This is a genomic window from Microbacterium sp. USHLN186 (assembly GCF_037145155.1).
Classification (GTDB): domain Bacteria; phylum Actinomycetota; class Actinomycetes; order Actinomycetales; family Microbacteriaceae; genus Microbacterium.
This window is the reverse complement of sequence record NZ_JBBCYA010000002.1, coordinates 232,791-257,785: the sequence shown is the minus strand read 5'-3', so window position 1 is coordinate 257,785 and position 24,995 is coordinate 232,791. Positions and strand designations below refer to the sequence as shown.

23 protein-coding genes are annotated in these 24,995 nt (G+C 69.6%); 5 read left to right on the top strand and 18 right to left on the bottom strand.

Annotated elements, in window-relative coordinates:
• The first annotated feature begins 90 nt into the window (after window positions 1-90).
• The gene (locus tag WFG93_RS05220) at window positions 91-1,095 is read left to right on the top strand and encodes an isopenicillin N synthase family dioxygenase (protein ID WP_336645266.1); all 1,005 of its coding nucleotides are present in this window, start codon (window positions 91-93) and stop codon (window positions 1,093-1,095) included.
• Between the two features lie 7 nt (window positions 1,096-1,102).
• On the opposite strand, the gene WFG93_RS05215 is transcribed toward WFG93_RS05220, so the two are convergent.
• Both WFG93_RS05215 and rpsO read right to left on the bottom strand, forming a co-directional pair.
• Window positions 1,103-1,447: a transcriptional regulator gene (locus WFG93_RS05215; protein WP_336645265.1), complete on the bottom strand. Its 345-nt coding sequence runs from the start codon at window positions 1,445-1,447 to the stop codon at window positions 1,103-1,105.
• 387 nt (window positions 1,448-1,834) lie between these two features.
• Entirely contained in the window at window positions 1,835-2,104 is a 270-nt protein-coding gene (rpsO, locus tag WFG93_RS05210) for a 30S ribosomal protein S15 (protein WP_018187174.1), read from the bottom strand.
• Window positions 2,105-2,245: 141 nt separating this feature from the next.
• Here rpsO and WFG93_RS05205 point away from each other — a divergent pair, with 141 nt between their 5' ends.
• Window positions 2,246-3,538, top strand: coding sequence for an MFS transporter (locus WFG93_RS05205; RefSeq protein WP_336645264.1), 1,293 nt, complete (start codon window positions 2,246-2,248; stop codon window positions 3,536-3,538).
• A 71-nt stretch (window positions 3,539-3,609) separates the two neighbouring features.
• On the opposite strand, the gene WFG93_RS05200 is transcribed toward WFG93_RS05205, so the two are convergent.
• Together WFG93_RS05200 and WFG93_RS05195 are read right to left on the bottom strand one after the other, a co-directional pair.
• On the bottom strand, window positions 3,610-3,978 hold the full coding sequence (locus WFG93_RS05200) for an FKBP-type peptidyl-prolyl cis-trans isomerase (RefSeq protein ID WP_336645263.1): 369 nt from the start codon (window positions 3,976-3,978) through the stop codon (window positions 3,610-3,612).
• A gap of 196 nt (window positions 3,979-4,174) precedes the next feature.
• On the bottom strand, window positions 4,175-5,260 hold the full coding sequence (locus WFG93_RS05195) for a PrsW family intramembrane metalloprotease (protein ID WP_336645262.1): 1,086 nt from the start codon (window positions 5,258-5,260) through the stop codon (window positions 4,175-4,177).
• Between the two features lie 173 nt (window positions 5,261-5,433).
• On the opposite strand from WFG93_RS05195, the gene WFG93_RS05190 reads away from it, so the two are divergent.
• On the top strand, window positions 5,434-6,303 hold the full coding sequence (locus WFG93_RS05190; protein ID WP_336645261.1) for a fumarylacetoacetate hydrolase family protein: 870 nt from the start codon (window positions 5,434-5,436) through the stop codon (window positions 6,301-6,303).
• Window positions 6,304-6,375: 72 nt separating this feature from the next.
• On the opposite strand, the gene WFG93_RS05185 is transcribed toward WFG93_RS05190, so the two are convergent.
• The 4 genes from WFG93_RS05185 to WFG93_RS05170 all read right to left on the bottom strand — a co-directional run bounded on the left by WFG93_RS05185 (window position 6,376) and on the right by WFG93_RS05170 (window position 10,644).
• Complete coding sequence (locus WFG93_RS05185) at window positions 6,376-7,836, bottom strand: aspartate ammonia-lyase (RefSeq protein WP_336645260.1); 1,461 nt, start codon at window positions 7,834-7,836, stop codon at window positions 6,376-6,378.
• Window positions 7,837-7,898: 62 nt separating this feature from the next.
• Window positions 7,899-8,807 (bottom strand): metallophosphoesterase, encoded by a 909-nt coding sequence (locus WFG93_RS05180; RefSeq protein ID WP_336645259.1) that lies wholly within the window; start codon window positions 8,805-8,807, stop codon window positions 7,899-7,901.
• A 32-nt stretch (window positions 8,808-8,839) separates the two neighbouring features.
• The gene (locus WFG93_RS05175) at window positions 8,840-9,172 is read right to left on the bottom strand and encodes a peptidase (protein WP_336645258.1); all 333 of its coding nucleotides are present in this window, start codon (window positions 9,170-9,172) and stop codon (window positions 8,840-8,842) included.
• Window positions 9,169-10,644, bottom strand: coding sequence for an inorganic phosphate transporter (locus WFG93_RS05170; RefSeq protein ID WP_336645257.1), 1,476 nt, complete (start codon window positions 10,642-10,644; stop codon window positions 9,169-9,171). Before WFG93_RS05170 ends, WFG93_RS05175 begins: the two co-directional genes overlap by 4 nt.
• A gap of 150 nt (window positions 10,645-10,794) precedes the next feature.
• Between WFG93_RS05170 and WFG93_RS05165 the strand changes: the two genes are divergently transcribed.
• Window positions 10,795-12,903 carry a S9 family peptidase gene (locus WFG93_RS05165; protein WP_336645256.1) on the top strand — a complete coding sequence of 703 codons (2,109 nt, stop codon included), beginning with the start codon at window positions 10,795-10,797 and terminating at the stop codon, window positions 12,901-12,903.
• Between the two features lie 36 nt (window positions 12,904-12,939).
• On the opposite strand, the gene WFG93_RS05160 is transcribed toward WFG93_RS05165, so the two are convergent.
• From WFG93_RS05160 to truB, 6 genes are all read right to left on the bottom strand, one after another.
• A complete protein-coding gene (locus WFG93_RS05160; protein WP_336645255.1) occupies window positions 12,940-13,968 on the bottom strand; it encodes an ATP-dependent 6-phosphofructokinase in 1,029 nt (342 codons plus the stop codon).
• Window positions 13,969-14,179: 211 nt separating this feature from the next.
• Window positions 14,180-16,342 (bottom strand): DEAD/DEAH box helicase, encoded by a 2,163-nt coding sequence (locus WFG93_RS05155; protein WP_336645254.1) that lies wholly within the window; start codon window positions 16,340-16,342, stop codon window positions 14,180-14,182.
• A gap of 213 nt (window positions 16,343-16,555) precedes the next feature.
• Window positions 16,556-17,503 (bottom strand): bifunctional riboflavin kinase/FAD synthetase, encoded by a 948-nt coding sequence (locus WFG93_RS05150; RefSeq protein ID WP_336645253.1) that lies wholly within the window; start codon window positions 17,501-17,503, stop codon window positions 16,556-16,558.
• A complete protein-coding gene (locus tag WFG93_RS05145) occupies window positions 17,500-17,892 on the bottom strand; it encodes a hypothetical protein (protein ID WP_336645702.1) in 393 nt (130 codons plus the stop codon). Before WFG93_RS05145 ends, WFG93_RS05150 begins: the two co-directional genes overlap by 4 nt.
• 64 nt (window positions 17,893-17,956) lie before the next feature.
• Complete coding sequence (locus tag WFG93_RS05140) at window positions 17,957-18,325, bottom strand: hypothetical protein (RefSeq protein WP_336645252.1); 369 nt, start codon at window positions 18,323-18,325, stop codon at window positions 17,957-17,959.
• On the bottom strand, window positions 18,325-19,215 hold the full coding sequence (gene truB / locus WFG93_RS05135) for a tRNA pseudouridine(55) synthase TruB (RefSeq protein ID WP_336645251.1): 891 nt from the start codon (window positions 19,213-19,215) through the stop codon (window positions 18,325-18,327). Before truB ends, WFG93_RS05140 begins: the two co-directional genes overlap by 1 nt.
• Window positions 19,216-19,269: 54 nt before the next feature.
• Between truB and WFG93_RS05130 the strand changes: the two genes are divergently transcribed.
• Window positions 19,270-20,223, top strand: coding sequence for an A/G-specific adenine glycosylase (locus tag WFG93_RS05130; RefSeq protein WP_336645250.1), 954 nt, complete (start codon window positions 19,270-19,272; stop codon window positions 20,221-20,223).
• Here WFG93_RS05130 and rbfA read toward each other — a convergent pair.
• The 4 genes from rbfA to nusA all read right to left on the bottom strand — a co-directional run bounded on the left by rbfA (window position 20,193) and on the right by nusA (window position 24,893).
• Window positions 20,193-20,621 (bottom strand): 30S ribosome-binding factor RbfA, encoded by a 429-nt coding sequence (gene rbfA, locus WFG93_RS05125; RefSeq protein ID WP_336645249.1) that lies wholly within the window; start codon window positions 20,619-20,621, stop codon window positions 20,193-20,195. The genes WFG93_RS05130 and rbfA overlap by 31 nt on opposite strands.
• An 81-nt stretch (window positions 20,622-20,702) precedes the next feature.
• Window positions 20,703-23,483, bottom strand: a complete 2,781-nt coding sequence (infB, locus tag WFG93_RS05120; RefSeq protein WP_336645248.1) for a translation initiation factor IF-2 — start codon at window positions 23,481-23,483, stop codon at window positions 20,703-20,705.
• 94 nt (window positions 23,484-23,577) lie between these two features.
• Window positions 23,578-23,850: a YlxR family protein gene (locus WFG93_RS05115; RefSeq protein WP_336645701.1), complete on the bottom strand. Its 273-nt coding sequence runs from the start codon at window positions 23,848-23,850 to the stop codon at window positions 23,578-23,580.
• A gap of 59 nt (window positions 23,851-23,909) precedes the next feature.
• Window positions 23,910-24,893: a transcription termination factor NusA gene (gene nusA / locus WFG93_RS05110; RefSeq protein WP_336645247.1), complete on the bottom strand. Its 984-nt coding sequence runs from the start codon at window positions 24,891-24,893 to the stop codon at window positions 23,910-23,912.
• Window positions 24,894-24,995 lie beyond the last annotated feature (102 nt).

Below are 24,995 nucleotides of genomic sequence, written 5' to 3'. Positions count from 1 at the left end.
AGCACTCGGTTTCCCGCGCCTCCCGCATGCCGACCGGTAAGAGAAGGCAACATTCGTGCGCGCCGACGGGCCTGGTCCTACCGTCGACGCATGACCGATCTCACCCTCCCCATCCTCGACCTGTCTCAGCTCGACGCCGGCGCAGAGGCGGCCGCGCGGTTCCGCGCGGACCTGCGCGCCGCGACGCGGGACGTGGGCTTCTTCTACCTCACGGGCACGGGCATCTCCACCGATCTCGAGCAGCGGCTGCACCGCGCTGCGAGGGCATTCTTCGCGCTTCCCGACCACGACAAGCTCGCGATCGAAAACGTGAAGAGCCCGCACTTCCGGGGGTACACGCGCATCGGCGGGGAGCGGACGAAGGGCGCCGTCGACTGGCGCGAGCAGATCGACATCGGTCCGGAACGGGACGCTGTCGAGGGCGGTCCGGCTTTCAACCGCCTCATCGGCCCGAACCTCTGGCCTCAGGCGCAGCCAGAGCTGCGCGCCGTCGTCGCCGAGTGGCACGCCGCTCTGTCCGGCATCGCGCGGAAGCTGCTGCGCGCGTGGGCGCTCGCTCTGGGCGCCGAGGAGTCGTACTTCGACGACCACTTCGGTGAGCCGTCGACGCTCATCAAGATCGTCCGATATCCGGGCACGACCGCGCCCGAGCCGCAGCAGGGCGTCGGCGCTCATAAGGACAGCGGCGTGCTGACCCTGCTCTGGGTGGAGCCCGGCCGTGGCGGACTGCAGGTCGAGCGCGACGGCGAGTGGGTGGACGCCCCACCCGTCGACAGCGCGTTCGTGGTGAACATCGGCGAGCTTCTCGAGTACGCGACGAACGGCTACCTCAGGGCGACCAACCACCGCGTCGTCTCGCCGCGAGCGCCGCACGACCGGCTGTCGATCCCGTTCTTCTTCAACCCGGCTCTGGACACCAAGCTGCCGCTGATCGAACTCCCCGCCGACCTCGCCGCGCACGCGCGAGGCGTGAGCCGCGACCCGGGGAATCCGATTCACAGCCTCTACGGCGAGAACGCGCTGAAGTCGCGCCTACGCGCGCACCCGGACGTCGCGGCCATCCATCACCCCGACCTCGTGAGCGCCTCGGTTTAGGCTCCGCTCATGGGTCGGCGGCGCCGCCGGCGCCGCCGGCGCCGAAGTCGACAATCGCTCGCAGCGCCTGCACGTGCGCACCGAACGCTCGGCGGCCGACCGCCGTGCCGCGCACCCAGGTGCGCGGCCTGGAACCCACCTGCCTCTTGCGCACTCCGACGTAACCGGCGTGCTCGAGCGCTGAGATCGCCTTGCTCAGCGCGGAGTCCGAGACCTGCAGGATGCCGCCGAGGGTGGCGAAGTCGAGTTCGAGGTCCTCCCCAAGGCCCGCCATGAGCGAGAAGCGGATCGGGCTGGCGAAGCTGTCGTCCAGCCGCAGGCGCGGATGCTCGCGCCCGGGCGCCTCAGGCACCTTCCGGCTCCTTCAGCGCCCCGACCACGAATGCCAGGGCGATCAGCCCACCGGCGATGTACCCGGGGATCGCCGACGGCAGGCTCGTGAACTGCAGAAGCAGCACGAGCACGACGGTCGTCGACGATCAGGTACACGCCGAATGCCGCGCCCTCGGCGAGCAGCAGACGCGCGGCCGCACGACAGATGTCGGACGCCCTTCGGCACCCGACCCGCTTCGCACATCGAGACGTCATTTCCTGCACGGGAAACCAGCGGTGCACGCAAGTCTCACGCTGGAAGTGGTTTCTCATGGTTCCCAGGGGCGGCGCCGTGGGATGACGAGAGCCGCCCCACACCGTGGGGCGGCTCTCCAAGAATGTTCTGCGCGATTGAACGCTGGTGCGATTAGCGACGCAGGCCGAGACGCTCGATGAGCGAGCGGTAACGGTTGATGTCGACATCCTGCAGGTAACCCAGCAGGCGGCGGCGCTGACCGACGAGCAGGAACAGCCCACGACGCGAGTGGTGGTCGTGCTTGTGCTCCTTGAGGTGCTCGGTGAGGTCCTTGATGCGCTGCGTCAGCATCGCGACCTGCACCTCGGGGGATCCGGTGTCACCGGGGTGCGTCGCGTACTCTTCGATGATCGCCTTCTTGACGTCTGCTTCCAGTGCCATAGATTCGATCCCCTCTCTGCTTGTTGCGCGGTGCCTGGCGCCGAATGCGCCTGCTCTCTTTATCCGCGGCCGATCTAACGGCAACCTCAACAGCCTACCAGCATGGCGGAGCGCGCGAGCGCACCCCGGTAATCTCTTCTGGTGCAGTTCACCCGTGGTCATCTGATCGATCTGAGCCCTCTCCGCACCAGCCCCGCCTTCGCGCGCATGTGGATCGGGTCGACGCTGGCGGGCGTCGGCGGCCAGCTGACGATCGTGACGGTGATGCTGCACGTGTTCGATCTCACCGGAAGCACCTTCGCGGTCTCGATGATCGCCGTCGCCGGTCTCGCTCCCATGGTGCTGGCCGGCCTGTACGGCGGCATGCTCGCGGACGCGTTCGACCGCCGTCGGGTTGCGCTGATCGCGGCGACCGTCGCGTTCGCCGCGACCGGGCTGCTGATGACACTCACCTGGACGAACGCGGAGACGATCTGGTGGCTGTACGCGTTGAGCATGGTGATCGCGGCGGCCAACTCCGTCGGCATGGCCACCCGCACCGCGATCGTTCCCCGCCTGATCCCACGCGATCAGCTCGCCGCCGCGTCGGCGCTGAACGGCGTGGCGTTCGGGCTCACCGTGATGGTAGGCCCCGCCGTCGCCGGCATGCTCGTCGCCCTGACGGGCTTCGGCTGGACGTACACCATCGACGTCATCCTCATGCTGTCGATGTTCCTCGGGCTGTGGACCCTGCCGGCGCTGCTGCCCGAGGGCACGATCGTGCGTCCGGGACTGGCATCCCTGGTCGATGGCTGGCGCTTCCTGCGTCGGGCCCGCAACATCCGCACGCAGTACCTGCTGGACATCGTCGCGATGACCTTCGGCAATCCGCTGGCGCTGTACCCCGCGCTGGGAACGGTGCTGCTGGGCGGCGGCGCGGTCACCACCGGGCTGCTGGCCGCGTCCGTCGCGGTCGGGACCTTCGCGTCGAGCCTGTTCTCCGGCCGGGTGGTGCAGTACCGCTGGCACGGGAGGGGTATCGCGCGGGCGGTGCAGGCTTACGGCGTCGCGATCGCGCTCTTCGGCGGCATCCTGCTCGTGGGCGCGTTCCTGCCGGCGGCGACCGCGCACTCCCCCAGCGTGCCGCTCATCGTCCTCGCGTGTGTCGCGCTCGCGCTCTCGGGTGCAGCCGACAATGTCAGCTCAATCTACCGCAACACGATGATGCAGGCCGCTGTGCCGGATGCCATGCGCGGACGTCTACAGGGCATCTTCATCATCGTCGTGGCGGGCGGCCCCCGCGTCGGCGCGCTCTACGCCGGCACCCTCGCGACCCTCACCGCTCTGTGGTTCCCTCCTCTGCTCGGCGGGTTCCTGGTGATCGGCCTGGCCGGGCTGCTGGCCCGCCTCACACCGCGATTCCGCGCGTACGACGCGCTGAATCCGGAGCCCTGAGCATCGCCACTGCTCATACGCGCGCAGCCCCCGGAGCCAGTGGCTCCGGGGGCTGCGCGGGTGCGGTCGGGTCAGCCGACGGCGACGAGATCGATGATGAAGATGAGCGTCTTCCCCGAGAGGAAGTGACCTCCCCCGGCGGGGCCGTAGGCGAGGTGCGGCGGGATGACCAGCTCACGACGCCCGCCGACCTTCATGCCGGGGATGCCGTCCTGCCACCCCTGGATGAGGCCGCGCAGCGGGAACTGGATGGTCTCGCCGCGACCCCAGGACGAGTCGAACTCCTCGCCGGAGTCGTACTCGACACCGGCGTAGTGGACGGTGACGGTGTCTCCCGGCTTCGCCTCGGCGCCGTCTCCGACGATGATGTCGCGGATGACCAGCTCGGTCGGAGCGGGACCGGTGGGAGCGTCGAACTCGGGCTTCGTGCGTTCAGTCATGCGTCCATCCAATCGCGGCGAGCGAGTCGCGGTCAACGTGTGGCGTCCGCTGAGCGCGTAACCGCCGGCCGAGTATCCGCGCATCGGATCGGCGGCAGACCTTGACTTCGGCCTGCCTGCGATGCAGGCTGTACACAGATCAACTCAGCGCCCGGGAGACTCGCAGGCATTGCCGCAGCACCGGGCGCTGAGTCTGTCAGAAGGCCAGCAACCGGGCCCGGGTGTCGCGCGTGCGCATCAACAGGGCGCGCTCGTCGGCGGCCGCGAGCGGATCGCGCCCGGCGATAGCGCGCTGACGGACGGCCGCCAGCGCGGCGGCGTCCCGGATGAACTGCTGCATCAGCGGCCGACGGTTCCCGCGCAGACCCGCGGCCCACTGCAGCCCCGCCCGGCGGCCGGCCGGCGTGGCGAGCATGTCGACCTCCTGCGCGGTGAACCAGCCGGCGGCTGCGTAGTCGCCCAGTCGCGTCCTGGTCAGCCGCGCCTCCTCACGCCGCAGGGCGAGGATCGCGAGGATGAAGATCACGAACAGCGGCATCTGTGTGCTGAGGTAGAGCGCGAGGAAGTCCCCGAGCAGCGAAGAGCCGTTCCAGTAAGCGTGCAGCGCGATCGCGCCGATCAGGCCGATCGCTCCGGCCGCCGTCGCCGAGGCGAACGTCCCTCCCCGGCGGGCAGCGAGGCCGATCGCGAAGCCGGTGAGCGCGGTGAACATCGCGTGCGCGAACGGCGAGACCAGTCCGCGCAGCAGGAAGGTGAGGGTGAGCTCGACGGCGCCGCCGGAGATGAGACTGGTGCCGAAGTACTGGATGTTCTCGGTGAACGCGAAGCCGGCGCCCACCAGCGCACCGTAGACGACGCCGTCGACCGGGCCGTCGAAGGCGCGACGTCCCACGAGGAACACCAGAAGAACGCCGATGCCCTTCGCGAGCTCCTCGATCACCGGCGCCTGCAGCACACCGGCGAAGAACTCGTCGCGCGGACCGACGAGCAGCGTGAAGGCGAGATCCACCAGCAGCGTCAGGCCGATCGCACCGACGGCGCCCCACAGCAGGGCGAACAGCACCAGACTCTTCGGCTCCGGCTCCCACCGGTCGATCAGGCGCACGCCGGTGAGCACGATCCCGAGGGGGACGAGCGCGAGGACGAGGCCGATCACCGACGCACCCACTCCGAGGAAGACCGCGAAGTACGCGACCAGCGCCAGCAGCGTGAAGCCCAGCACGCCGAACAGCCAGATCGACGCGGACCGGCCGCGTCGTGTGGGCAATGGGAGTGCGGGCATCGCCGGAGCGGGTGCCGGCGCCGCCGGCGGGGGTGGCGCATCGACGTCACGGCGTGCGAGCGCCGAGGGAAAACCGGGGGGCTGCGCGGCCGGGGGCGGTCCTCCAAAGCTCATGAGGAAAGCCTAGAGGTCGCCTCTGCCGTGCACGTCGCGGCGCCCGGTAGCGTAGAGGCATGCGTTTCGCCCATCTGAGCACTCGCGCCTCCGAGACCCCGCTCCTCGCCGTCGTCGACGGCGAGGAGGCGATCCTCGTCAGCGATCTCCTCTCCCCCGCTCCGGCAACCCTGCAGCAGCTGATCGAGGGCGGTGACGAGATGCTCGACGAGCTGCGTGCGGCGCACGCGCGGGGCGACGCGGAACGGCATCCGCTCGCGAACCTGCGCCACCACTCCGCGGTGCTCGCACCACCTGCGATCCTGGCCGTCGGCCTGAACTACGCCGCGCACTCCAGCGAGCTGGGGCTGAAGACCGACACCGCACCGACCATCTTCACGCTGTGGCCGAACTCCCTCACCGCTCACGATGCCGCCATCTCCTGGCCGCGCACTCTGAGCGAGTCGGTCGACTACGAGGCGGAGCTGGGCGTCATCATCGGCCGTGCCGCCAAGGACGTCCGTGAGGAGGACGCCCTCGACGCGGTGTGGGGGTACACGGTCGTGAACGACATCACCGCGCGCGACATCCAGTTCGCCGAGGCGCAGTGGTCGCGCTGCAAGTCGTTCGACGGCTTCACCCCCACCGGCCCCGTCGTGGTCACCGCCGACGAGATCCCCGACCCGCAGGATCTGCACATCTGGGCCGTGGTGGACGGGCAGACCGTGCAGGACGCCAGTACCGGTCAGATGGTGCGCACCGTCGCGACGCTCATCGCGCACCTGTCGTCGTCGGTCACCCTGCAGCCGGGCACGCTGATCTCCACCGGCAGCCCGGGCGGCGCCGGGTATTCGCGTGATCCGCAGATCTTCCTCCGCGACCGCTCCACGGTGACCGTGGGCATCGACGGCATCGGCGAGCTGACCACGCACTGCCGCGTCCTCGACTGACCGGACGCACCGGCGCGGATCACGACGCAAGAGGCGGATGCTGCACAGCATCCGCCTCTTGCGTTCGACGGGTCAGCTCTCGGGCACGTCCTCGGCGGCGATCACCGGGATGGCGGCGGTGGCCGTCTCGAGTCCGGACAGGCGCGCGGGCGAGATCTGCTTCATCACCTCGTCGCGCGACATCAGGCCGGCCTCGACGACGAGGTCGGCCACGTTGCGGTTGGTGAGCAGGGCGGTCTTCGCCAGGGCGGCCGAGGCCGCGTAGCCGATGAACGGGGTGAGCGCGGTGACGACACCGACCGACGCGCCGACCATCGCGCCGAGGCGCTCGCGGTTGGCGGTGATCCCGTCGACGCAGTTCACCCGCAGCGTCCACATGGCCTGACGCATCCAGGTGATCGACTGGAAGATCGAGTGCGCGATGACCGGCTCGAACGCGTTCAGCTGCAGCTGGCCGCCCTCGACCGCCATGGTGACGGTGACATCGGCGCCGGCGACCGCGAAGGCGACCTGGTTGACCGCCTCGGGGATGACGGGGTTGACCTTGCCGGGCATGATGCTGGAGCCGGCCTGCATCGCCGGCAGGTTGATCTCGCCGATGCCGGCCTGCGGCCCGGACGAGAGCAGGCGCAGGTCGTTGCAGATCTTGGAGAGCTTGATCGCGTTGCGCTTCAGCGACGACGAGAACGACATGAACGCGCCGGTGTCGCTGGTGGCCTCGACGAGGTCGGTCGCGGTGCTGAGGTCGAGCCCGCTGATCTCGCGCAGGTGCTTGAGCACGGTGGGCGCGTAGTCGGGGTGGGTGGTGATGCCGGTGCCGATGGCGGTCGCACCCATATTGATCTCGGTGAGCAGCGAGGCGTTCTCGGTGAGGCGGCTGTGGTCCTCGCCGAGCGTGGTGGCGAAGCCGTGGAACTCCTGGCCGAGGGTCATCGGCACTGCGTCCTGCAGCTGGGTACGACCCACCTTGAGCACGTCGTGGAACTCGTCCGCCTTGCCGAGGAACGACTTGCGCAGCAGATCGAGCTCGTCCAGCAGCGAGACGAGGTTCAGCGACAGGCCGATCTTCACCGCGGTCGGGTACACGTCGTTCGTGGACTGGCTGCGGTTGGTGTGATCGATCGGCGACAGGAAGGCGTAGTCGCCCTTCTCATGGCCTGCCATCTCGAGCGCGATGTTGGTGATGACCTCGTTGGCGTTCATGTTGGTGGACGTGCCCGCGCCGCCCTGGATCACGCCGACGATGAACTGGTCGTGGAACTCCCCGTCGATGACGCGCTGCGCGGCGGCGTCGATCAGGTCGGCCTTCTCGGGATCGAGCACGCCGATCTCCTTGTTCGCCCGCGCGCTGGCCTGCTTGACCATCGCGAGGCCGCGGACGAGGTCGGGATACACCGAGATCGGGCGCTTGGTGATCGGGAAGTTCTGCTCGGCGCGCAGGGTGTGCACCCCGTAGTACGCGTCCCCCGGAATCTCCAGGCTTCCGATCGAATCGGTCTCGGTCCGGGTCGTGGTCGGCTCAGAAGAGGCCATGTCACATCCTTGTGGGTAGTGGCGAGTAGGGAATTCGGGGGATGCTCCCAGTCTACGGTGCTTCAGGGCGCGAGCTTGCGGGAGAAGGCCTCGAGTCGCTGTTCGGGTGTGAGCGCGGCCATCCGCGCGGCCCATTCCGCGGTGAAGTGATCACCCGTGGGCGCATCGACCACGGGGATCACCGTGTGCGTGATGGTGTCGGGGTACACATGCACGAGCTGGAACGACTGCGCGGCGTCCATCCCGTTCACCTCGGTCGCGGGACGGGCGACGTTCATGGTGTAGCAGGTGGCCGAGGCGACGCTGACCGGGATCCCCGCGAAGAGCCCGTGCGCGGAGTAATGCAGATGCCCCGCGAGGATGCCGCGCACATCGGTGCCGCGCAGCACCTCGGCCAGCTCGTCCTGATGCCGCAGCTCGAGGATGTCGAACAGCGGGATGTGGCTGGGCAGCGGTGGATGGTGCATCGCGAGCAGCGTCCCGTGCGGGGCGGGAGAGACCAGCTCACCGCGCAGCCAGTCCAGCTGCGCGCGGTCGAGATCGCCGTGGTGCCATCCCGGCACGCTGGTGTCCAGAGCGATGAGGCGCAGTCCGTCGAGGTTCCACACCCCGGTCACCGGCGCCTGGGTCGGTGCCAGATCCAGCAGGTGCTCGCGCAGCGCGGAGCGCTCGTCGTGGTTGCCGGCGACCCAGACGATCGGGCAGCCGAGCTCTTCGCCGAGCGGCTCGACCGCTGCCCGCAGGCGCCGGTATGCGTCGGGCTCACCGAGGTCCGCGAGGTCGCCGGTGATGACGACCGCCACCGGGTCGCAGTCGGTGGCCCGGATCGCGTCGAGGGTCTGCGCGAGCGTGGCGTCGACGTCGTAGCGGCCTCCCAGCGCTGCACCGTCGGCAAGCAGGTGCGGATCGCTGACGTGCACGATCACGTGCGTGGCCGGGTCGTGCCGGCCGAAGGCGTGGGACGCTGGCATGAGGCCAGCCTATGCGGCCCGCTCCCCGTGTCTCAGTGCCCGATGACGATGACGAGGATGCCGCCGACGACCGCCGCGCCGCACAGCACGAAGCAGACGATCGCACCCGCGAACGCCAGCCGCTTCTGTCCCTCGCTCAGCGGGCTCTTGCGTGCCGCCTTCTCTGCCTGCTTGGCCGCCCGCCTGATCTCCTTCTCGGTCAGCACGGTGATGGCGTCGGTGAACTCCACCGGTGTGACCACGGGGACGCGGCCCGCGCGCACCAGCATGCGCAGTCCGAGCGCGTAGAAGAGGACGATCGCACCGGCGCCCAGCAGCGCGGCGACGAATACATTGAGGAACGCGCCCCAGTCGATCGTGATCATCGTGCCTCCTCCGGCTCGTCGACGGCGATGTCCCATTCGGCGAGCTTCGCGCGCTCCTTCCGGCTGGCGCTGAGACGCTCCCACTCCTGGGCCGCCCGCTCGGCGTCCGCGAACTTCTGCGCCGCCTTCTGCGCCGCGCGCTTGGCGGCTTTGATCTCGTTGGGCGAGGCACCCGCTTTCTTCAGCTTCTTCGCGCGGCGCGCGGCCCGCTCGGCCTCGTCGGCCTTGCGCTCCGCGCGCTCGAGCGCACGCATGAGCTCCACGCGGGTGGCGCGTCGGGTCGGGCCGGGCACCTCGGGCTGGTCGACGGCGAGGCCGGATTCCGCGACGGGGCTCATCGCATTGGCCGACGTGACTGCGTTGCGACGCGAGTGCAGGAACAGACCCACGATGATGACCAGCGCGAGCACGGCGTCGATCACCACTCCCCAGCCGCCGAGCCAGGTCACCAGCAGTGCGGCGAGCGCGCCGACCCCGCCGGCGGCCGGCAGGGTGAGCAGCCAGCCGATGGCGATGCGGCCGGCTGTCGCCCAGCGCACTGTCGCGCCGCGTCGGCCGAGCCCCGAGCCGATGACCGAGCCGGATGCCACCTGCGTGGTCGACAGCGCGAAGCCCAGCGCGCTGGAGGCCAGGATCGTCGCGGCGGTGGAGCTCTCGGCGGCGAAGCCCTGCGCCGGCTTGACCTCGGTCAAGCCCTTGCCGAGCGTGCGGATGATGCGCCATCCGCCGAGGTACGTGCCCAGCGCGATCGTGAATGCGCACGCGACGATCACCCAGAACTCGGGGTTGTGGTAGTGCTCGCTGCCCGGGTCGCCGGTCTGCCAGCCGATGGTGATCAGCGCGAGGGTGATCACGCCCATCGTCTTCTGAGCGTCGTTTGTGCCGTGCGACAGCGCCACCAGGGAGGAGGTGAAGATCTGCCCCCAGCGGAAGCCCGAGCGGCCGTCGGGCTTGCCGTCGTAGCGGCGGGTCACGCCGTAGGCGATCTTGGTCGCGATGAACGCGATGATCCCGGCGGTGACCGGCGCGATCAGGGCGGGCAGGATGATCTTGGACATCACCATGCCGAAGTCGATGCCGGTGACGCCGATGCCCACCAGGGTGGCTCCGATGAGACCGCCGAAGAGCGCGTGGGAGGAGCTGGAGGGCAGGCCGAGAAGCCAGGTCAGCATGTTCCAGGTGATCGCGCCGATGAGACCGGCGAAGATCAGCGGCAGGAAGACCGTCGCACCCTGCTGGGCGATGACGTCCTCTCGCACGATCCCGCCCGACACCGTCTTCGCCACCTCGGTGGAAAGGAAGGCGCCGACGAGGTTGAGCACCGCGGCCAGCAGCACCGCCGTCTTCGGCTTGAGCGCCCCCGTGGCGATCGGGGTGGCCATTGCGTTGGCCGTGTCGTGGAATCCGTTGGTGAAGTCGAAGAAGAGCGCCAGCGCGATGACCAGCACGACGATGAGGGCTGCGGTTTCCACCGGTCTCTTTCGTTGGGACTGCCAGGGAGGAGCCGAGAGTTCGGCGGTGACGAACGAAGAGTTCACCGTGGGTTTGCTATCCGTTGAAGGACCCGCATGAATCCTCCCACCGTCCCCCGTCCCGGTCAACTCGCCCGGTAGCGTGGCAGGGTGACCGAATCCAGCATCCGGCCCCCCGTGGCCGCTCGACGCCCGCACACCCGCAGCCACCACGGCGACGTCTTCGAGGACTCGTACGAGTGGCTGCGCGCGAAGGACGACGCGGAGGTGGTCGCGCACCTTGAGGCGGAGAACGCGTACACCGACTCGCGCACCGCCCATCTCGCCCCGCTGCGTGAGCAGCTGTTCGAGGAGGTGCGCTCACGCGTGCTGGAGACCGACCTGTCCGTGCCCGTGCGCCGCGGGGCCTGGTGGTTCTACGGGCGCACGGAGGAGGGCGCGCACTACGGCATCCAGTGCCGCACCGCGGCCACCGGCGACGACTGGACCCCGCCCGTGCTCGAGCCGGGTGTGCCGGTGCCGGGCGAGGAGGTGCTGCTGGACGGCAACGTGGAGGCCGAAGGTCACGAGTTCTTCTCGCTCGGCGCTTTCGACGCTTCCGACGACGGCACGCGCCTGCTGTGGTCGGTGGACCTCGAGGGCTCGGAGCTGTACACCGTGCATGTGCGCGACCTGGTCTCGGGCGAGCGGCTGCCGGATGTCATCCCGAGCACCGGTCAGGCGTTCTTCACACCGGATGGGGAATCGATCGTCTACACGACCCGCGACGAGGCGTGGCGACCCGACACGCTGTGGCTGCATCGCCTCGGCACGCCCGTGCAGGACGACGTGCGACTGTTCCACGAGCCGGACGAGAGGTTCTGGATGGGCGCGGGCATCACGCGCAGCCGTCGCTATCTCGTCATCGGCCTCGGATCGAAGGTCACCAGCGAGGAGTGGCTGCTGGATCTCGCCGACCCGAAGGCCGAGCCGCGTGTGGTCTGGCCTCGCCGTGACGGCGTGGAGTACTCCGTCGACCACGCCGTGGTGGACGGAGAGGACCGCCTGCTGATCCTGCACAACGAGGACGCCCTGGACTTCGAGCTCGTCTCGGTCCCCGCGGCCGAACCGCTGGGCGCCCGACGGGTGCTGCTGCCGCACAGCCCCGAGCGGCGGATCATCGACGTCGACTGCTTCCGCGACTTCGCGACCGTCGAGTACCGACGCGAGGGCCTGGTACGGGCCGGGCTGATGGATCTGGCATCCGGCGCGGTCGACGAGATCGGATTCGACGAACCGCTGTTCGACGCGTACTTCGCCGGCAATCCGGAATGGCACTCCCCCTTCCTGCGCATGACCTTCACCTCATTCGTCACCCCGCCGCAGGTGCTCGACCTGGAGGTCGCCACCGGCACGAAGCACCTGCGCAAGCAGACGCCGGTGCTCGGCGGGTACGACCCCCAGGAGTACGCGCAGCGTCGCGTCTGGGCCACCGCGGACGACGGCGCGCAGGTGCCGATCTCGCTGGTGTGGAAGCGATCGTTCGGCGAGCCCGGCGATGGTGTGCGGCCGGTGCACCTGTACGGCTACGGATCGTACGAGCACTCCATCGATCCCGGCTTCTCGATGATGCGCCTGTCGATGCTCGATCGCGGTGTGGTGTTCGCGGTGGCGCACGTGCGCGGTGGGGGTGAGATGGGCCGGCACTGGTACGAGCAGGGCAAGGAGCTGAGCAAGCGCAACACCTTCACGGACTTCATCGCCTGCGCACGTCACCTCGTCGACGCCGGGATCACGACGCCGGCGCGGCTCGTGGCCGAGGGCGGCAGCGCGGGCGGCCTGCTGATGGGCGCAGTGGCGAACCTCGCGCCCGACCTGTTCGCCGGAATCCTCGCCGGGGTGCCGTTCGTCGACGCGCTCACCTCCATCCTCGACCCCTCGCTGCCGCTGACCGTGGTGGAGTGGGACGAGTGGGGCGACCCGCTGCACGACGCCGAGGTGTACGCCTACATGAAGACCTACACCCCCTACGAGAACATCCGCGATGACGTCCGGTACCCGCGGATCCTGGCGATGACCTCGCTGAACGACACCAGGGTGCTGTACGTCGAGCCCGCGAAGTGGGTGGCGGCGCTGCGTCACGCGGGGGCGCAGGACGTGATGATGAAGTGCGAGATGTCGGCCGGACACGGCGGCGTCAGCGGGCGTTACAACGCCTGGCGGGAGCGCGCGTTCGAGCTGGCCTGGATGCTGGACGTGCTCGGCCTCGCGGGCGACTGAGCGCGGCTCGCTCTCGCCGACCGCGACGGGGCCGCGTCAGCCGAACAGCGCGGCGGCCTCGTCGTAGCGGGCCCGGGGGACGGTGTTCAGCTCGCCCAGCGCCTCGGCGAAGGGCACCCGGACGATGTCGGTGCCGCGCATCGCGACCATCTGCCCCCATGCGCCGTCGACCAGGGCGTCTGCGGCGTGCAGGCCGAGCCGGGTGGCGAGAACGCGGTCGAAGCCGGAGGGCGAACCGCCGCGCTGGATGTGACCGAGCACCGTGGAGCGCGTCTCGATACCGGTGATCCGCTCGATCTCCGGCGCGAGGATCTCGCTGATCCCGCCCAGGCGCGGGCGGTTGAACGCGTCGAGCCCCTTGTCACTGTACGCCTCGTCCATGCCCTTGAGCGTGAAGCCCTCGGACACGACGACGAGCGGCGCGCGTCCGCGGTCGGCGGCGCTGCTGACCAGCGAGCAGATCTCGTCCATCGACATGGGCACCTCGGGGATGCAGATGACGTGCGCGCCGGCCGCCATGCCGGCGTGCAGGGCGATCCAGCCGACGTGCCGTCCCATGACCTCGGCCACCATGCAGCGCTGGTGCGAGTCGCCGGTGGTGCGCAGGCGGTCCATCGCGTCGGTCGCGATGTTCACGGCGGTGTCGAAGCCGAACGAGTAGTCCGTTGCGCGCAGGTCGTTGTCGATCGTCTTCGGCACGCCGAGCACGTTGATCCCGTCCTTCGACAGGCGATCGGCGGCCGCGAGCGTCCCCTCGCCGCCGATGGCGACGATGCCGTCGATGCGGTGCCCGTACATCGTCTTGGCGATGTTCTCCGCTCCCCCGCGGGTGCCCTCGTAGGGGTTCGTGCGGCTGGTGCCGAGGATCGTGCCGCCGACCTTCGACAGCCCCTTCACCTCGTGCCGGGTGAGCGGGAAGAAATCGCCGTCGACGACGCCGCGCCAGCCGTCGCGGATGCCGACGAATTCGAGGTCGTAGGTCGTGGTGCCCTTGAGCACGATGCCGCGGATCACCGCGTTGAGGCCGGGACAATCGCCGCCACTGGTCAGGATGCCGATCTTCATGCTGCTGCCTTCGTGCTTCAAGGGAAAGGAGAAGAGGCGACGCTGCCCGTTCTCGACCCTAGTGAAGATCCCGATCGGATGCCATTCGAGCGCCGCGAAAAAGGCGGATCTTGCCGGAGGCTCCCGCGCGATTCCGACGTTCTTCGCCTGATCCTGCGTCGGAGCACGAAAACGGACGCCAAGAACAGAAGTTCTTAACGTCTGCTTGCCACTACCCGCCCAGCGCCTCGCGCAGCAGATGCATGAGCGCCGCCATCTGCACGGACTCGCCCGGCTCCTCGCTCACGGCCTCGCCGTCGAGCGCCCGCGCCGCGAGGCCCTGCTTCTGATCGATCAGCTCGGCGATCTTCGTGTCCAGGGTGTGCGCGGCGATGATGCGCCACGCGGTGACCGGCTCGTCCTGCCCGATGCGATGCACCCGGTCGATGGCCTGGGTCTGCTCGGCAGCGGTCCAGCTCAGCTCGGCCAGCACGACGTTCGACGCCGCCTGCAGGTTCACCCCCACGCCCGCGGCGGTGAGGGAGCACACGACAACGCCCACCTCGGGATCGGTGTTGAACGCATCGATCGCCTGCTGGCGCGCCGGAGTGGTCTGGTCGCCGCGGATGGAGACCGACTTCACGCCGGATGCCGCGAAGTGCGCCTCCGCCTGGTCCATGACGTCCACGTGCTTTGCGAAGAACACCACCTTCTCGACCGAGCGCTGCAGCTGCACCGCGTAGTCCGCGGCAAGCAGCGCCTTGGCCTGGCCGATCCTGCGCACCATCGTGAAGACGTTGTCGCCGCCGGCGCCCGCCGCCTTCGATTCCTCGAGCTCGTTGTGGGCGACCAGGCGCACGATGTCGTCGTCGATCCCCCTCGACAGGTTCAGGGACGCGCCGGCGGACGCACCGTGCGTGGCCTCGCGCGCCTCCACGATGCGACGGTACTTCGCCGCCATCCGCTGCCCGAGCTCGCGCTCGGCCTCACGGATGCCGCGGCCGAACTCGTCGTCCAGCTGCACGGGAAGATCCGCGACGAGCTTATCGGGCAGGTCGGCGGCGACGTCCTTCTTCTTGCGTCGCACGATGCCCATCGAGATGACCGCCTCGCGCGCCTCGGCGTAGAAGGACTTCTCGGCCGGGGTCAGACCGGTGGCATCCAGCTTCTCCATCAGCTCCGGCTCGGGCTTCTCGCCGTTGGTCCAGCCCAGGAAGCGCCAGATCGCGTCGAAGTCCTCGACGTCGTTGATCAGCGGGGTGCCGGTGAGGGCGAGCAGCAGCGGGTCGTGCTCGCGCTCGCGGATGCGGGCGCCCAGCGCGAGCACGTTCTGCGAGCGCTGCGAGGACAGGTTCTTGATGAAGTGAGCCTCGTCGACGACCATGCCCTTGAGCCCGATCGAGCCCAGCCACGACAGGTGCCGGTCGAGGATCTCGTAGTTGACGATGAAGACGTCGGCGAACGCGTCGATGTCGGTGCCATCGCCCTGGATCACCGTCGCGCGGCGCTGCGGCGTCCAGCGCTCGACCTCGCGCGCCCAGTTCATCTTCACAACGTTGGGCACGACCACCAGCAGCGGATACGCGTCGGCCACCGAGGCTGCGAGCACAGACTGCGCGGTCTTGCCCAGCCCTGGCTCGTCGGCGAGCAGGAAGCTGCGGTGCCCCGCGCGCACGGCCTCGACGAAACGCGACTGATGCACCATCACCTCACGGCCCTTGGGCGAGATGTGATCGTACTCCGGCACGGGGGGCAGCTCCATGCTCGCCGCTCCGCCACCTGCTCCGGACTCGAAGGCCTTGTAGAGCGGACCCATCAGCTCCCAGCCGTCCAGACGCCGTCGCGGCGCCGCCGCCGGACGGGGGGTGAGGTCGGGTGCGAGGAACGGTGTGGCGAGAAGTCGCGACTCCACCGACGGCGGAGTCACCTGCTTCTCGGCGAGAGCCGCCGGCACGACGGGGGTCTGCACGATCGGCGCGACGTCGGTGATGATGAGCTCCTCGGGCGCGAGCTCTGCGCCCGACTCGAGCAGCCAGTCGCGGCGCATGCGCTTGGCCACCGGCGAGGTCGCCTGATCGGCTTCGAGCAGCTGGATCAGGGAGGTGTCGCGTGCGGCGGTCTTCGCGAGGATCGTGGCGACGCCGTCCAGGCGCTTGAGCAGTTCGGCGCGGGCGGCATCCGTGATCTCGCCGTCGGCCTTCACCCGCGCGCGCTCCTCACGCACCAGGAATGCGATCACCTGGAACTTGACGCGGTTCGTCGGACCCAGCTTGGCGCGCTGCGCCTTGGCCTCGATCTCGCGCACCTTCCGGGCGAGGATCGGGATCAGCGGCGCCTCTTCGTCTCGACGGGACGTCTTCTTTCGCCGCGATGCGACGGTAGCCGTGCTCGGCATGCTCCTCCTGAGCGTGAGTGCCGAAGTGCCGAAGGGGCCTTCGGTTCGTTGCTGTTCTCCGCGTGTGGCGCCAGCCAGGACCGTGCGGAGGTCGGTGCTCGGTCTGCACGCGTGTCGCGGCTCTCGTCGAGTACCTGATCCGAGTTTAGGCCATTCCGCGCTGCGCGGTGCATCCCACCTGTACGGGGCCGGTTCCGGAAGGCGCGTTCGCGGTCAGCGCGCGGCAAGCCGTTCGCGGGCCGCGGCGACGTCGGCGCCGATCTGCGCGATGAGCTGCTCCATGCCCGCGAAGGCGACCATCCCGCGCAGATGATGGGTGAACTCGACGGTGACCCGGTGACCGTACAGGTCCAGCCCGCTGGTGTCGAGCACATGCGCCTCCACCTGACGGCGATGCACGTCGTCGAAGGTGGGGTTCGTCCCGACCGAGATCGCAGCGGGATGCCGGATGCCCGTGACGTGGTCGACGAGCCAGCCGGCGTACACCCCGTCTGCCGGCGCGAGGGCATCCAGCGTCTCGGAGAGGTTGGCCGTCGGGAAGCCGAGTTCCCGGCCCCGCTTGAGCCCGTGCACGACCTCGCCGGTGACGGTGACCGGTCGGCCCAGCACAGTGGCCGCCTGTGCGACGTCCCCGGCGGCGAGCAGCTCGCGCACCCACGTGGACGACACGCGGCGGCCGTCGCCGGCGGAGGCCACGTCGTCGATCACGTCGACTGTGAAGTCGTACTGCGCGCCCAGTCGCCGCAACAGGGCGGGGTCGCCGGCACCGCCCCGTCCGAAGCGGAAGTCGCGGCCGACCAGCACCACCGCCGCGTGCAGCGACTCGACGAGGATGTCGCGCACGAAGTCCTCGGCGGGAAGGCCGGCGAGGGCCTCATCGAAGGTGAGCACCAGCGTGGCATCCAGATCCAGCTCGCCCAGCAGCGCCAGTTTGCGCTCGGTGGAGACCACGTTCTCGGGACACAGCTCGGGGCGCAGCACCTCGAGCGGGTTGCGGTCGAAGGTGACTGCGACCGTGCGGGCGCCGACGCTGCGAGCGTCCTGCGCCATCCGCTCGATGACCGCGCGATGGCCGACGTGCACGCCGTCGAACTTGCCGATCGCGACCACGGTGCGACCGAAGTCGGCGGGCACCTGGGCGGGGTCGCGGAAGACGATCATGCGTCCACCTCCTGCGGCCGGTGCGTGCGCAGCCACCAGAGTCCGAATACCGGGAGCACCAGAGGAATGAACAGGTACCCCATGCCGAAGTAGGACCACACGCTGTCGTGACCGAACAGGGCCGGGGCGAGCAGGCTGAGCGCGCCGACGACGAGCACGCCGGTCAGCTCGAAGACGATCGCGACCCAGGCGACGACGTACCATCCGGGGCGCCCGGCGAGCACGAGTGCCAGCGTGGCGAGGATGTACACCGCCGCCGCGAGCGCCGAGAGGCTGTACGCGAGCGGAGCCTCGTCGAAACGACGGATGATCTGAACGAAGCTGCGGCCGGTGGCTGCCAGCGCCATCACGGCGTAGACGATCACGAGGACGCGGCCGATGCCCGTCATCCGGGCGCGCGAAACGGTGTGGGACATTGCGTGCTCCATCTTACGCGGCGGCCTGCAGCCGGGCTCACGCGACCTGGACGGTCCAGATCGCCTGCATGCGCCAGAGCATGATCGCGAGCGAGAAGCCGATCACGCCGAGGATGACCGTGCTCCAGCGGCTGCGATCCAGCAGCGCCCATGCCGTGCCGCCGAACGGCAGCAGCACCGCCGAGACGAGGTACACCCAGAACTCCAGCAGATCGCCGGTGGGCGGGTTGCCGGTCAGGGGCGCGACGATCGCCACGACGACCTGCGCGATCAGCAGCACCTCGACCAGCAGCAGACTGCCCACCGTCCAGTCGCTGGGCCGACGTCCGGCGAATCCGGCGATCAGGCAGAACAGGCCGGCAGCGCAGGCGACCACGATCTGCAGCATCGTGAACCACTGGATCATCACTGCACCTCCGGCATGTTCATGGCGCTCTTGATGTCGTTGCCGCGTGCCTCGATCACGCCGATGAGCACTCCGTCGGGGTCGAGCGCGGCGACCTCGGATGAGGTGAGCCGATCGGCCTGTCCGTGCAGGCGCTTGCCGTGGCGCAGATCCCTCGCCTCCTCGGGCGTCACCTCGAGCACCGGCATGGTCCGCGCGGCCGCCGCAGCCGGGCTGAGCGGCTGCGCTGCGGCGAGCTGGTCGAGGCCGACCGCATCCGCGACATCGAAGCCGCCCACGCGGGTGCGACGCAGTCCCGTGAGGTGGCCGCCGACCCCGAGCGCGTCGCCCAGGTCGCGAGCCAGTGCGCGGATGTACGTCCCCGAGGAGCAGTCGACCACGACGTCCACGTCGACGAGGCCCTCCTCGCGCCGGGCCGCGAGCACGTCGAAGCGCGAGACGGTCACCTGCCGGGCGGCGAGCTCGACCTCCTCCCCCGCGCGGACGCGGTCGTACGCGCGCCGACCGTCGACCTTGATGGCGGAGACCGCGCTCGGCACCTGCGAGATCGAGCCGGTCAGCGCCTTGATGCCCGTTGCGATCGCCGTTTCGGTGACAGCGGTCAGCGCGCTCGGATCGGCCTGGGTGATCGTCTCGCCCTCGGCGTCGTCGGTCGTGGTCGCCGAGCCGAGGCGGATGGTGGCGAGGTAGGTCTTGTCGGCGCCGACGATGTAGGTGAGCAGCCGGGTGGCGCCCTCGATCCCGATCACGAGCAGACCTGTCGCCATCGGGTCGAGGGTGCCGGCGTGACCGACCTTGCGCGTGCCGAACGCGCGACGAACGCGGGCGACCACGTCGTGACTGGTCATTCCGCCGGGTTTGTCGACGAGCAGGATGCCGGATGAGGCCATCGGTCCAGCTTATCGGCGTCGGATCCGGCTCGACGGCGAGATTAGGGTGGTGTGGTGCCCGCCCACGCATCCGCGCCCGACTCCTCGTCATGGCGACGTCGGCTGCTGGACTGGTACGCCCGCTCGGCGCGGGATCTGCCCTGGCGAAGCGACGAGTTCGCCGAGCGCTACGGCGCCTGGGGCACGCTGGTCAGCGAGTTCATGCTGCAGCAGACGCCCGTGAGCCGGGTGATCCCGCATCTGCAGGCGTGGCTGCGACGCTGGCCGAACCCGACAGCGATGTCGAGCGCCTCGCCGGCGGAGGTGGTGCACCAGTGGGCGAACCTCGGCTACCCCCGGCGCGCGCTGTGGCTGCACCGCGCCGCCATCGAGGTGAGCGAGCGACACGGCGGCGCCGTGCCGCGCGACGTGGATGCGCTCCTGGGCCTGTCCGGCATCGGCGACTACACCGCGCGGGCGGTCGCGGTGTTCCACTACGGCGACCGGCACCCGGTGGTCGACACCAACACGCGCCGCGTCATCGCTCGGGCCGTGCATGGACGGTCGCAGCCGGAACCGGCGTCGAAGCGCGATCTCACCGAGATGGCGCAGCTGCTGCCGGAGGACCGTCAAGAGGCCGCGGCGTTCAACGCGGCCATGATGGAGCTCGGTGCCGTGATCTGCACGGCGCGCGCACCGCAGTGCACGGCGTGCCCTCTGGCATCCGGATGCGCCTGGCTCGCCGCCGGACGACCCGACACCGGCGACCGCCGGCGCCGGCAGGCACGCTATGAGGGCTCGGACCGGCAGGCGCGCGGCGCAGTGCTGAAGGCACTGCGCGACGTGCAGGGGCACGCGCTGCCCGCGGCCGAGGTCCTCCAGGACTGGCCGGATGCGCTGCAGCGGCACCGCGCAATCGACTCGCTCGTCGCCGACGGCCTCATCGAGGCGGCCGAGGGGGCGCTGCTGCTGCCACGTGGCGAGCGTGAGCCGGCTGCTCAGTCCTCTTCTTCGTCCTCACGGCGGTAGGGGTCGGCCTCGCCGGCGTGGGTCGCCGAGGAGGCGAGCTTGGCCACCTCCGCGTCGCGCTCACGGGCTTCGCGCAGCAGATCGGCGATGTGCCCCGCGCTCTCCGGAAGCGCATCCGGGATGAACTCCAGGGTCGGCACGAGACGCACGTTCAGCTGCCGGCCCACCTCGCGGCGCAGCATCCCGGTGGCCGAGGTCAGCGCGGCGCCGCTGGCGACGCGCTCCTCCTCGGTGCCGAGCACGGTGTAGAACACCGAGGCGTGCTGCAGGTCGCCCGAGACGCGCACGTCGGTGAGCGTCACGAACCCGAGGCGCGGATCACGCAGGCCCTTCTCGAGGCGTTCGGCGAGGATCACCCGGATGCGGTCGGCGAGGCGTGCCTGTCGTTCTCCAGCCATTGTTCACTCCTTGTGATGACGATGAAGGGCGCGATGACGAATGAGGGGCGCCCGCAGGCGCCCCTCACCGTACCGTGTGGATCAGCCGCGAGGCTTCTCGACCATCTCGGTGGTCTCGATCTCGTCGCCGATCTGGATGTCGTTGTACTTGCCGAGGCCGATTCCCGCCTCGAAGTCCGTGCGGACCTCGGTGACGTCGTCCTTGAAGCGGCGCAGCGACTCGATGGCCAGGCCATCGGCGAGGACCACGCCGTCGCGGATGACGCGCGCCTTGGCGTTGCGCGTGATCGTGCCCGAGCGGACGATGACACCGGCGATGTTGCCGAACTTCGACGAGCGGAACACCTCGCGGATCTCCGCGACGCCCGACTGGACCTCTTCGAACTCGGGCTTGAGCAGACCCTTGAGCGAGTTCTCGATCTCGTCGATCGCCGAGTAGATGACCGAGTAGAAGCGCACGTCGACGCCTTCGCGGGCGGCGGCTTCACGGGCCTTCGTGTCGGGGCGGACGTTGAAGCCCACGATGATCGCGTTGTCGATCGTCGCGAGGTTGACATCCGACTCGGTGATGGCGCCGACGCCGCGGTGGATGATGCGCAGCTGCACCGAGTCGTCGACCTCGATCTTGAGCAGCGACTCCTCCAGCGCCTCGACGGCACCGGAGACGTCGCCCTTGATGATGAGGTTGAGCGTCTCGACCTTGCCCTCTTCCAGAGCACGGGTGAAGTCCTCGAGCGAGATGCGCTTGCGGGCCTTGGCCAGCAGGGCGTTGCGCTCGACGGCCTCGCGCTTCTCAGCGATCTGACGCGCCATGCGGTCCTCTTCGGTGACGATGAACACGTCACCGGCGCGCGGCACCGAGTTCAGACCCTGCACCTGCACGGGGCGCGACGGGAACGCCTCCGAGACCGGCTCGCCGTTCTCATCGAGCATCGCCCGCACGCGGCCGTATGCCGTGCCGGCGACGATCGCGTCGCCGATGCGCAGCGTTCCGGACTGGATCAGCACCGTGGCGACCGAACCGCGGCCCTTGTCGAGCTTGGCCTCGATGGCCACACCGCGTGCGGCCTTGTTCGGGTTGGCGGTGAGGTCCAGGCCGGCGTCCGCGGTCAGCAGGACCGCGTCGATCAGATCCTGGATGCCGGTGCCCTGGCGTGCCGAGACGTCGACGAACATGACGTCGCCGCCGTACTCCTCGGCGACCAGCCCGTACTCGGTGAGCTGCTGGCGCACCTTGGCCGGGTTGGCCTCGGGCTTGTCGACCTTGTTCACCGCCACGACGATCGGCACGTCTGCTGCCTGGGCGTGGTTCAGCGCCTCGACCGTCTGCGGCATGATGCCGTCGTCGGCGGCGACCACGAGGATCGCGATGTCGGTCACCTGCGCACCGCGGGCACGCATGGCGGTGAACGCCTCGTGACCGGGGGTGTCGATGAAGGTGACGGCGCGGTCGATGCCGTCGTGCTCGGTCCAGATCTGGTACGCGCCGATGTGCTGGGTGATGCCGCCGGCCTCACCCTCGATCACGTTGGTCTGGCGGATGGCGTCGAGCAGTCGGGTCTTACCGTGGTCGACGTGGCCCATCACGGTGACCACCGGGGGACGGATCTCGAGGTCGTCCTCGCTCTCCGCCTCCAGCTCGGCCTCGAGGTCGAGACCGAAGCCCTCGAGGAGCTCCTTGTCCTCGTCCTCGGGCGAGACCATCTGGATCTTGTAGCCGAGCTCCTCGCCCAGCACCTCGAAGGTCGCCTCGTCGAGCGACTCGGTGGCCGTGGCCATCTCACCGAGGTTGAACAGGATCGTCACCAGGGTGCCGGGCTGCACGGTGTAGCCCCTCAGCGCCTCGAGCTTGTCGGCGAAGTCCGCGATCGACGCGCCGCGGCGCAGGCGGATGATCTCGCCGTTGCCCTTCGAGACGTTGACGCCGCCGACGACCGGCGCCGACCGCATCTCGAATTCCTGCCGCTTCGCGCGACGCGACTTGCGCTGCTTGCTCTTGCCGCCGCCCTTGCCGAAGGCACCGGCCGTTCCGCCGCCGGGTCCACGACCGCGGCCGCCGCCACCGGGGCGCCCGGCGAAGCCGCCGCCCGGGCGTGCGCCCGGACCTGCACCGGGACCGCCGCCGGCACCACCGGGACGACCGGGACCGCCGGGACGCTGCTGGAACGGAGCTCCGGGCCTGCCGCCCTGTCCGCCGCGAGCGCCGCCGGGGCGCCCGGGACGGGGCGCGCCGACGCGGGGCGAACCCGGACGCGGCGCCTGCGGGCGCGGGATGTTGCCGGGCGTCGGACGCTGTCCCATGCCCTGCTGCGACGAGAACGGGTTGTTGCCCGGCCGCGGACCGGCCGGGCGCTGGCCCATGCCCTGCGCGGACGAGAACGGGTTGTTGCCGGGGCGGGGGGCGCCGGGCTTGGGTGCACCGCCGGGCTTGACCGAATCGCCGGGCTTCGGCGAGTCACCGGGCTTCGGCGAGTCACCGGGCTGGGGCGTGCTCTCGCCGCCGGCGCTGGTCTTCGGAGCCGCGGGCTTCGCGGGCCCGGGCGTCGGAGCGCTGGAAGCCGGCGTGGCGGCTGCCTCAGCGGCAGCCGGGGTCGACTTCTTTGCCGGACCGGGCTTGGGTCCGGGCGTGGGCGACTTGGGCGTCGCCGTCGTCTTGGCGGCCGGCTTCGCGTCGGCCTTCTCCGCCGGCTTCGCTGCGGGGTCCGCCTGGATCGCGGCGCGAAGCTTGCGCGCCACGGGGGGCTCCACCGTCGAAGACGGGCTCTTCACGAACTCGCCGAGCTCCTTGAGCTTCGCGAGCGCGAACTTGCTGTCGACGCCGAGTTCAGCGGCGATCTCATGCACACGTGGTTTGGCAGCCACAATTCTCCTGTCTGGGTCGATCCGCCCAGGCAGGGCAGACCTCTAGTCGCGGACGGGTCTCATTTCGAGCCGTTCACTTTGTTTCCATAGCCGTTCAGCCTTTGTTCCGGTGGAAGTACCGTTGGATGGTCTGTGCGTCCTCGGCCTCGGGGAACCCGATGGACGGTGACACGCGGAGTGCTCGTGCGAAGGCCCGTCGCCGCAGCGCGGCTTCGAGGCACTCGGATGCCGGATGCAGCCATGCGCCCCTCCCGGGCAGAACGGCTCGCTCGTCGAAGACAAGCTGGTCATTCTGCACTGCCACCCTGATCAGGGCGGTTCGAGAGGCACGACCGCGGCAACCGACACACGTTCGTACAGGATCCATCCTACACCTCACCGCGAAGTCCGACGCCCGCGGCACGGCGTGTGCGCGAGCCGCAGCTGTCACTCCATCACGCTGTCGGGCTGGATGTCGATCTTCGCGCCGGTGAGCTTGGCCGCCAGACGGGCGTTCTGCCCCTCCTTGCCGATCGCGAGCGAGAGCTGGTAGTCCGGCACCAGGGCGCGCACGGCCTTGGTGCTCGCATCCAGCACGAACGACGAGGTGACCTTCGCCGGCGACAGCGCGTTTGCGACGAATGTCGCCAGATCCGGGTGGTGGTCGACGATGTCGATCTTCTCGCCGGCCAGCTCCTCGGTGACGGCCCGCACGCGGCGGCCCATCTCGCCGATGCACGACCCCTTGGCGTTCACCGACGGGTCGTTCGCCTTGACCGCGATCTTCGTGCGGTGCCCCGCCTCTCGTGCGAGCGAGACGATCTCCACGAGCCCGCCGGCGATCTCGGGTACCTCGAGCGCGAACAGCTTGCGCACGAGACCGGGGTGCGTGCGCGAGACGGTGATCTGGGGTCCCTTCGCGCCCTTGGCGACGCTGGTGACATACACCCGCAGCCGCCGGCCGTGCGTGTACTCCTCGCCGGGCACCTGCTCCTCGGGCGGGAGGATGGCCTCAACGCTGCCGAGGTCGACGTGGATCATGCGAGGGTTGGGTCCCTGCTGGATGACGCCGGCGACGATGTCGCCCTCCTTGCCGCGGAACTCGCCGAGGACCGCGTCATCGGCGATGTCGCGCAGGCGCTGGCTGATGACCTGCTTCGCGGCGTAGGCGGCGATGCGACCGAAATCGGCCGGGGAGGTCTCCTCCTCGCCGATCACCGCACCCTCGTCGTCGCGCACGGGTTGCAGCACCGCCACATGCCCGGTCTTGCGATCCAGCTCCACGCGCACTCCAGCGGGCACGGCGCCGTCCTCGGAGATGTGCTTGCCGTAAGCCGTGAGGATGGCCTGCTCGATGATCGAGACGAGCTCATCGAAGGGGATCGCCTTCTCCTTCTCGATGCCGCGCAGCAGTGCGAGTTCGATGTCCATCAGCGCTCTCCTCTATTCAGCTCTCCCCGCGGATCGACGCTCCGCGGGCATCAGAAGAGAATACCCGATCCTCGGTGGACGGATGCCGCGCGGCCTGCGCAT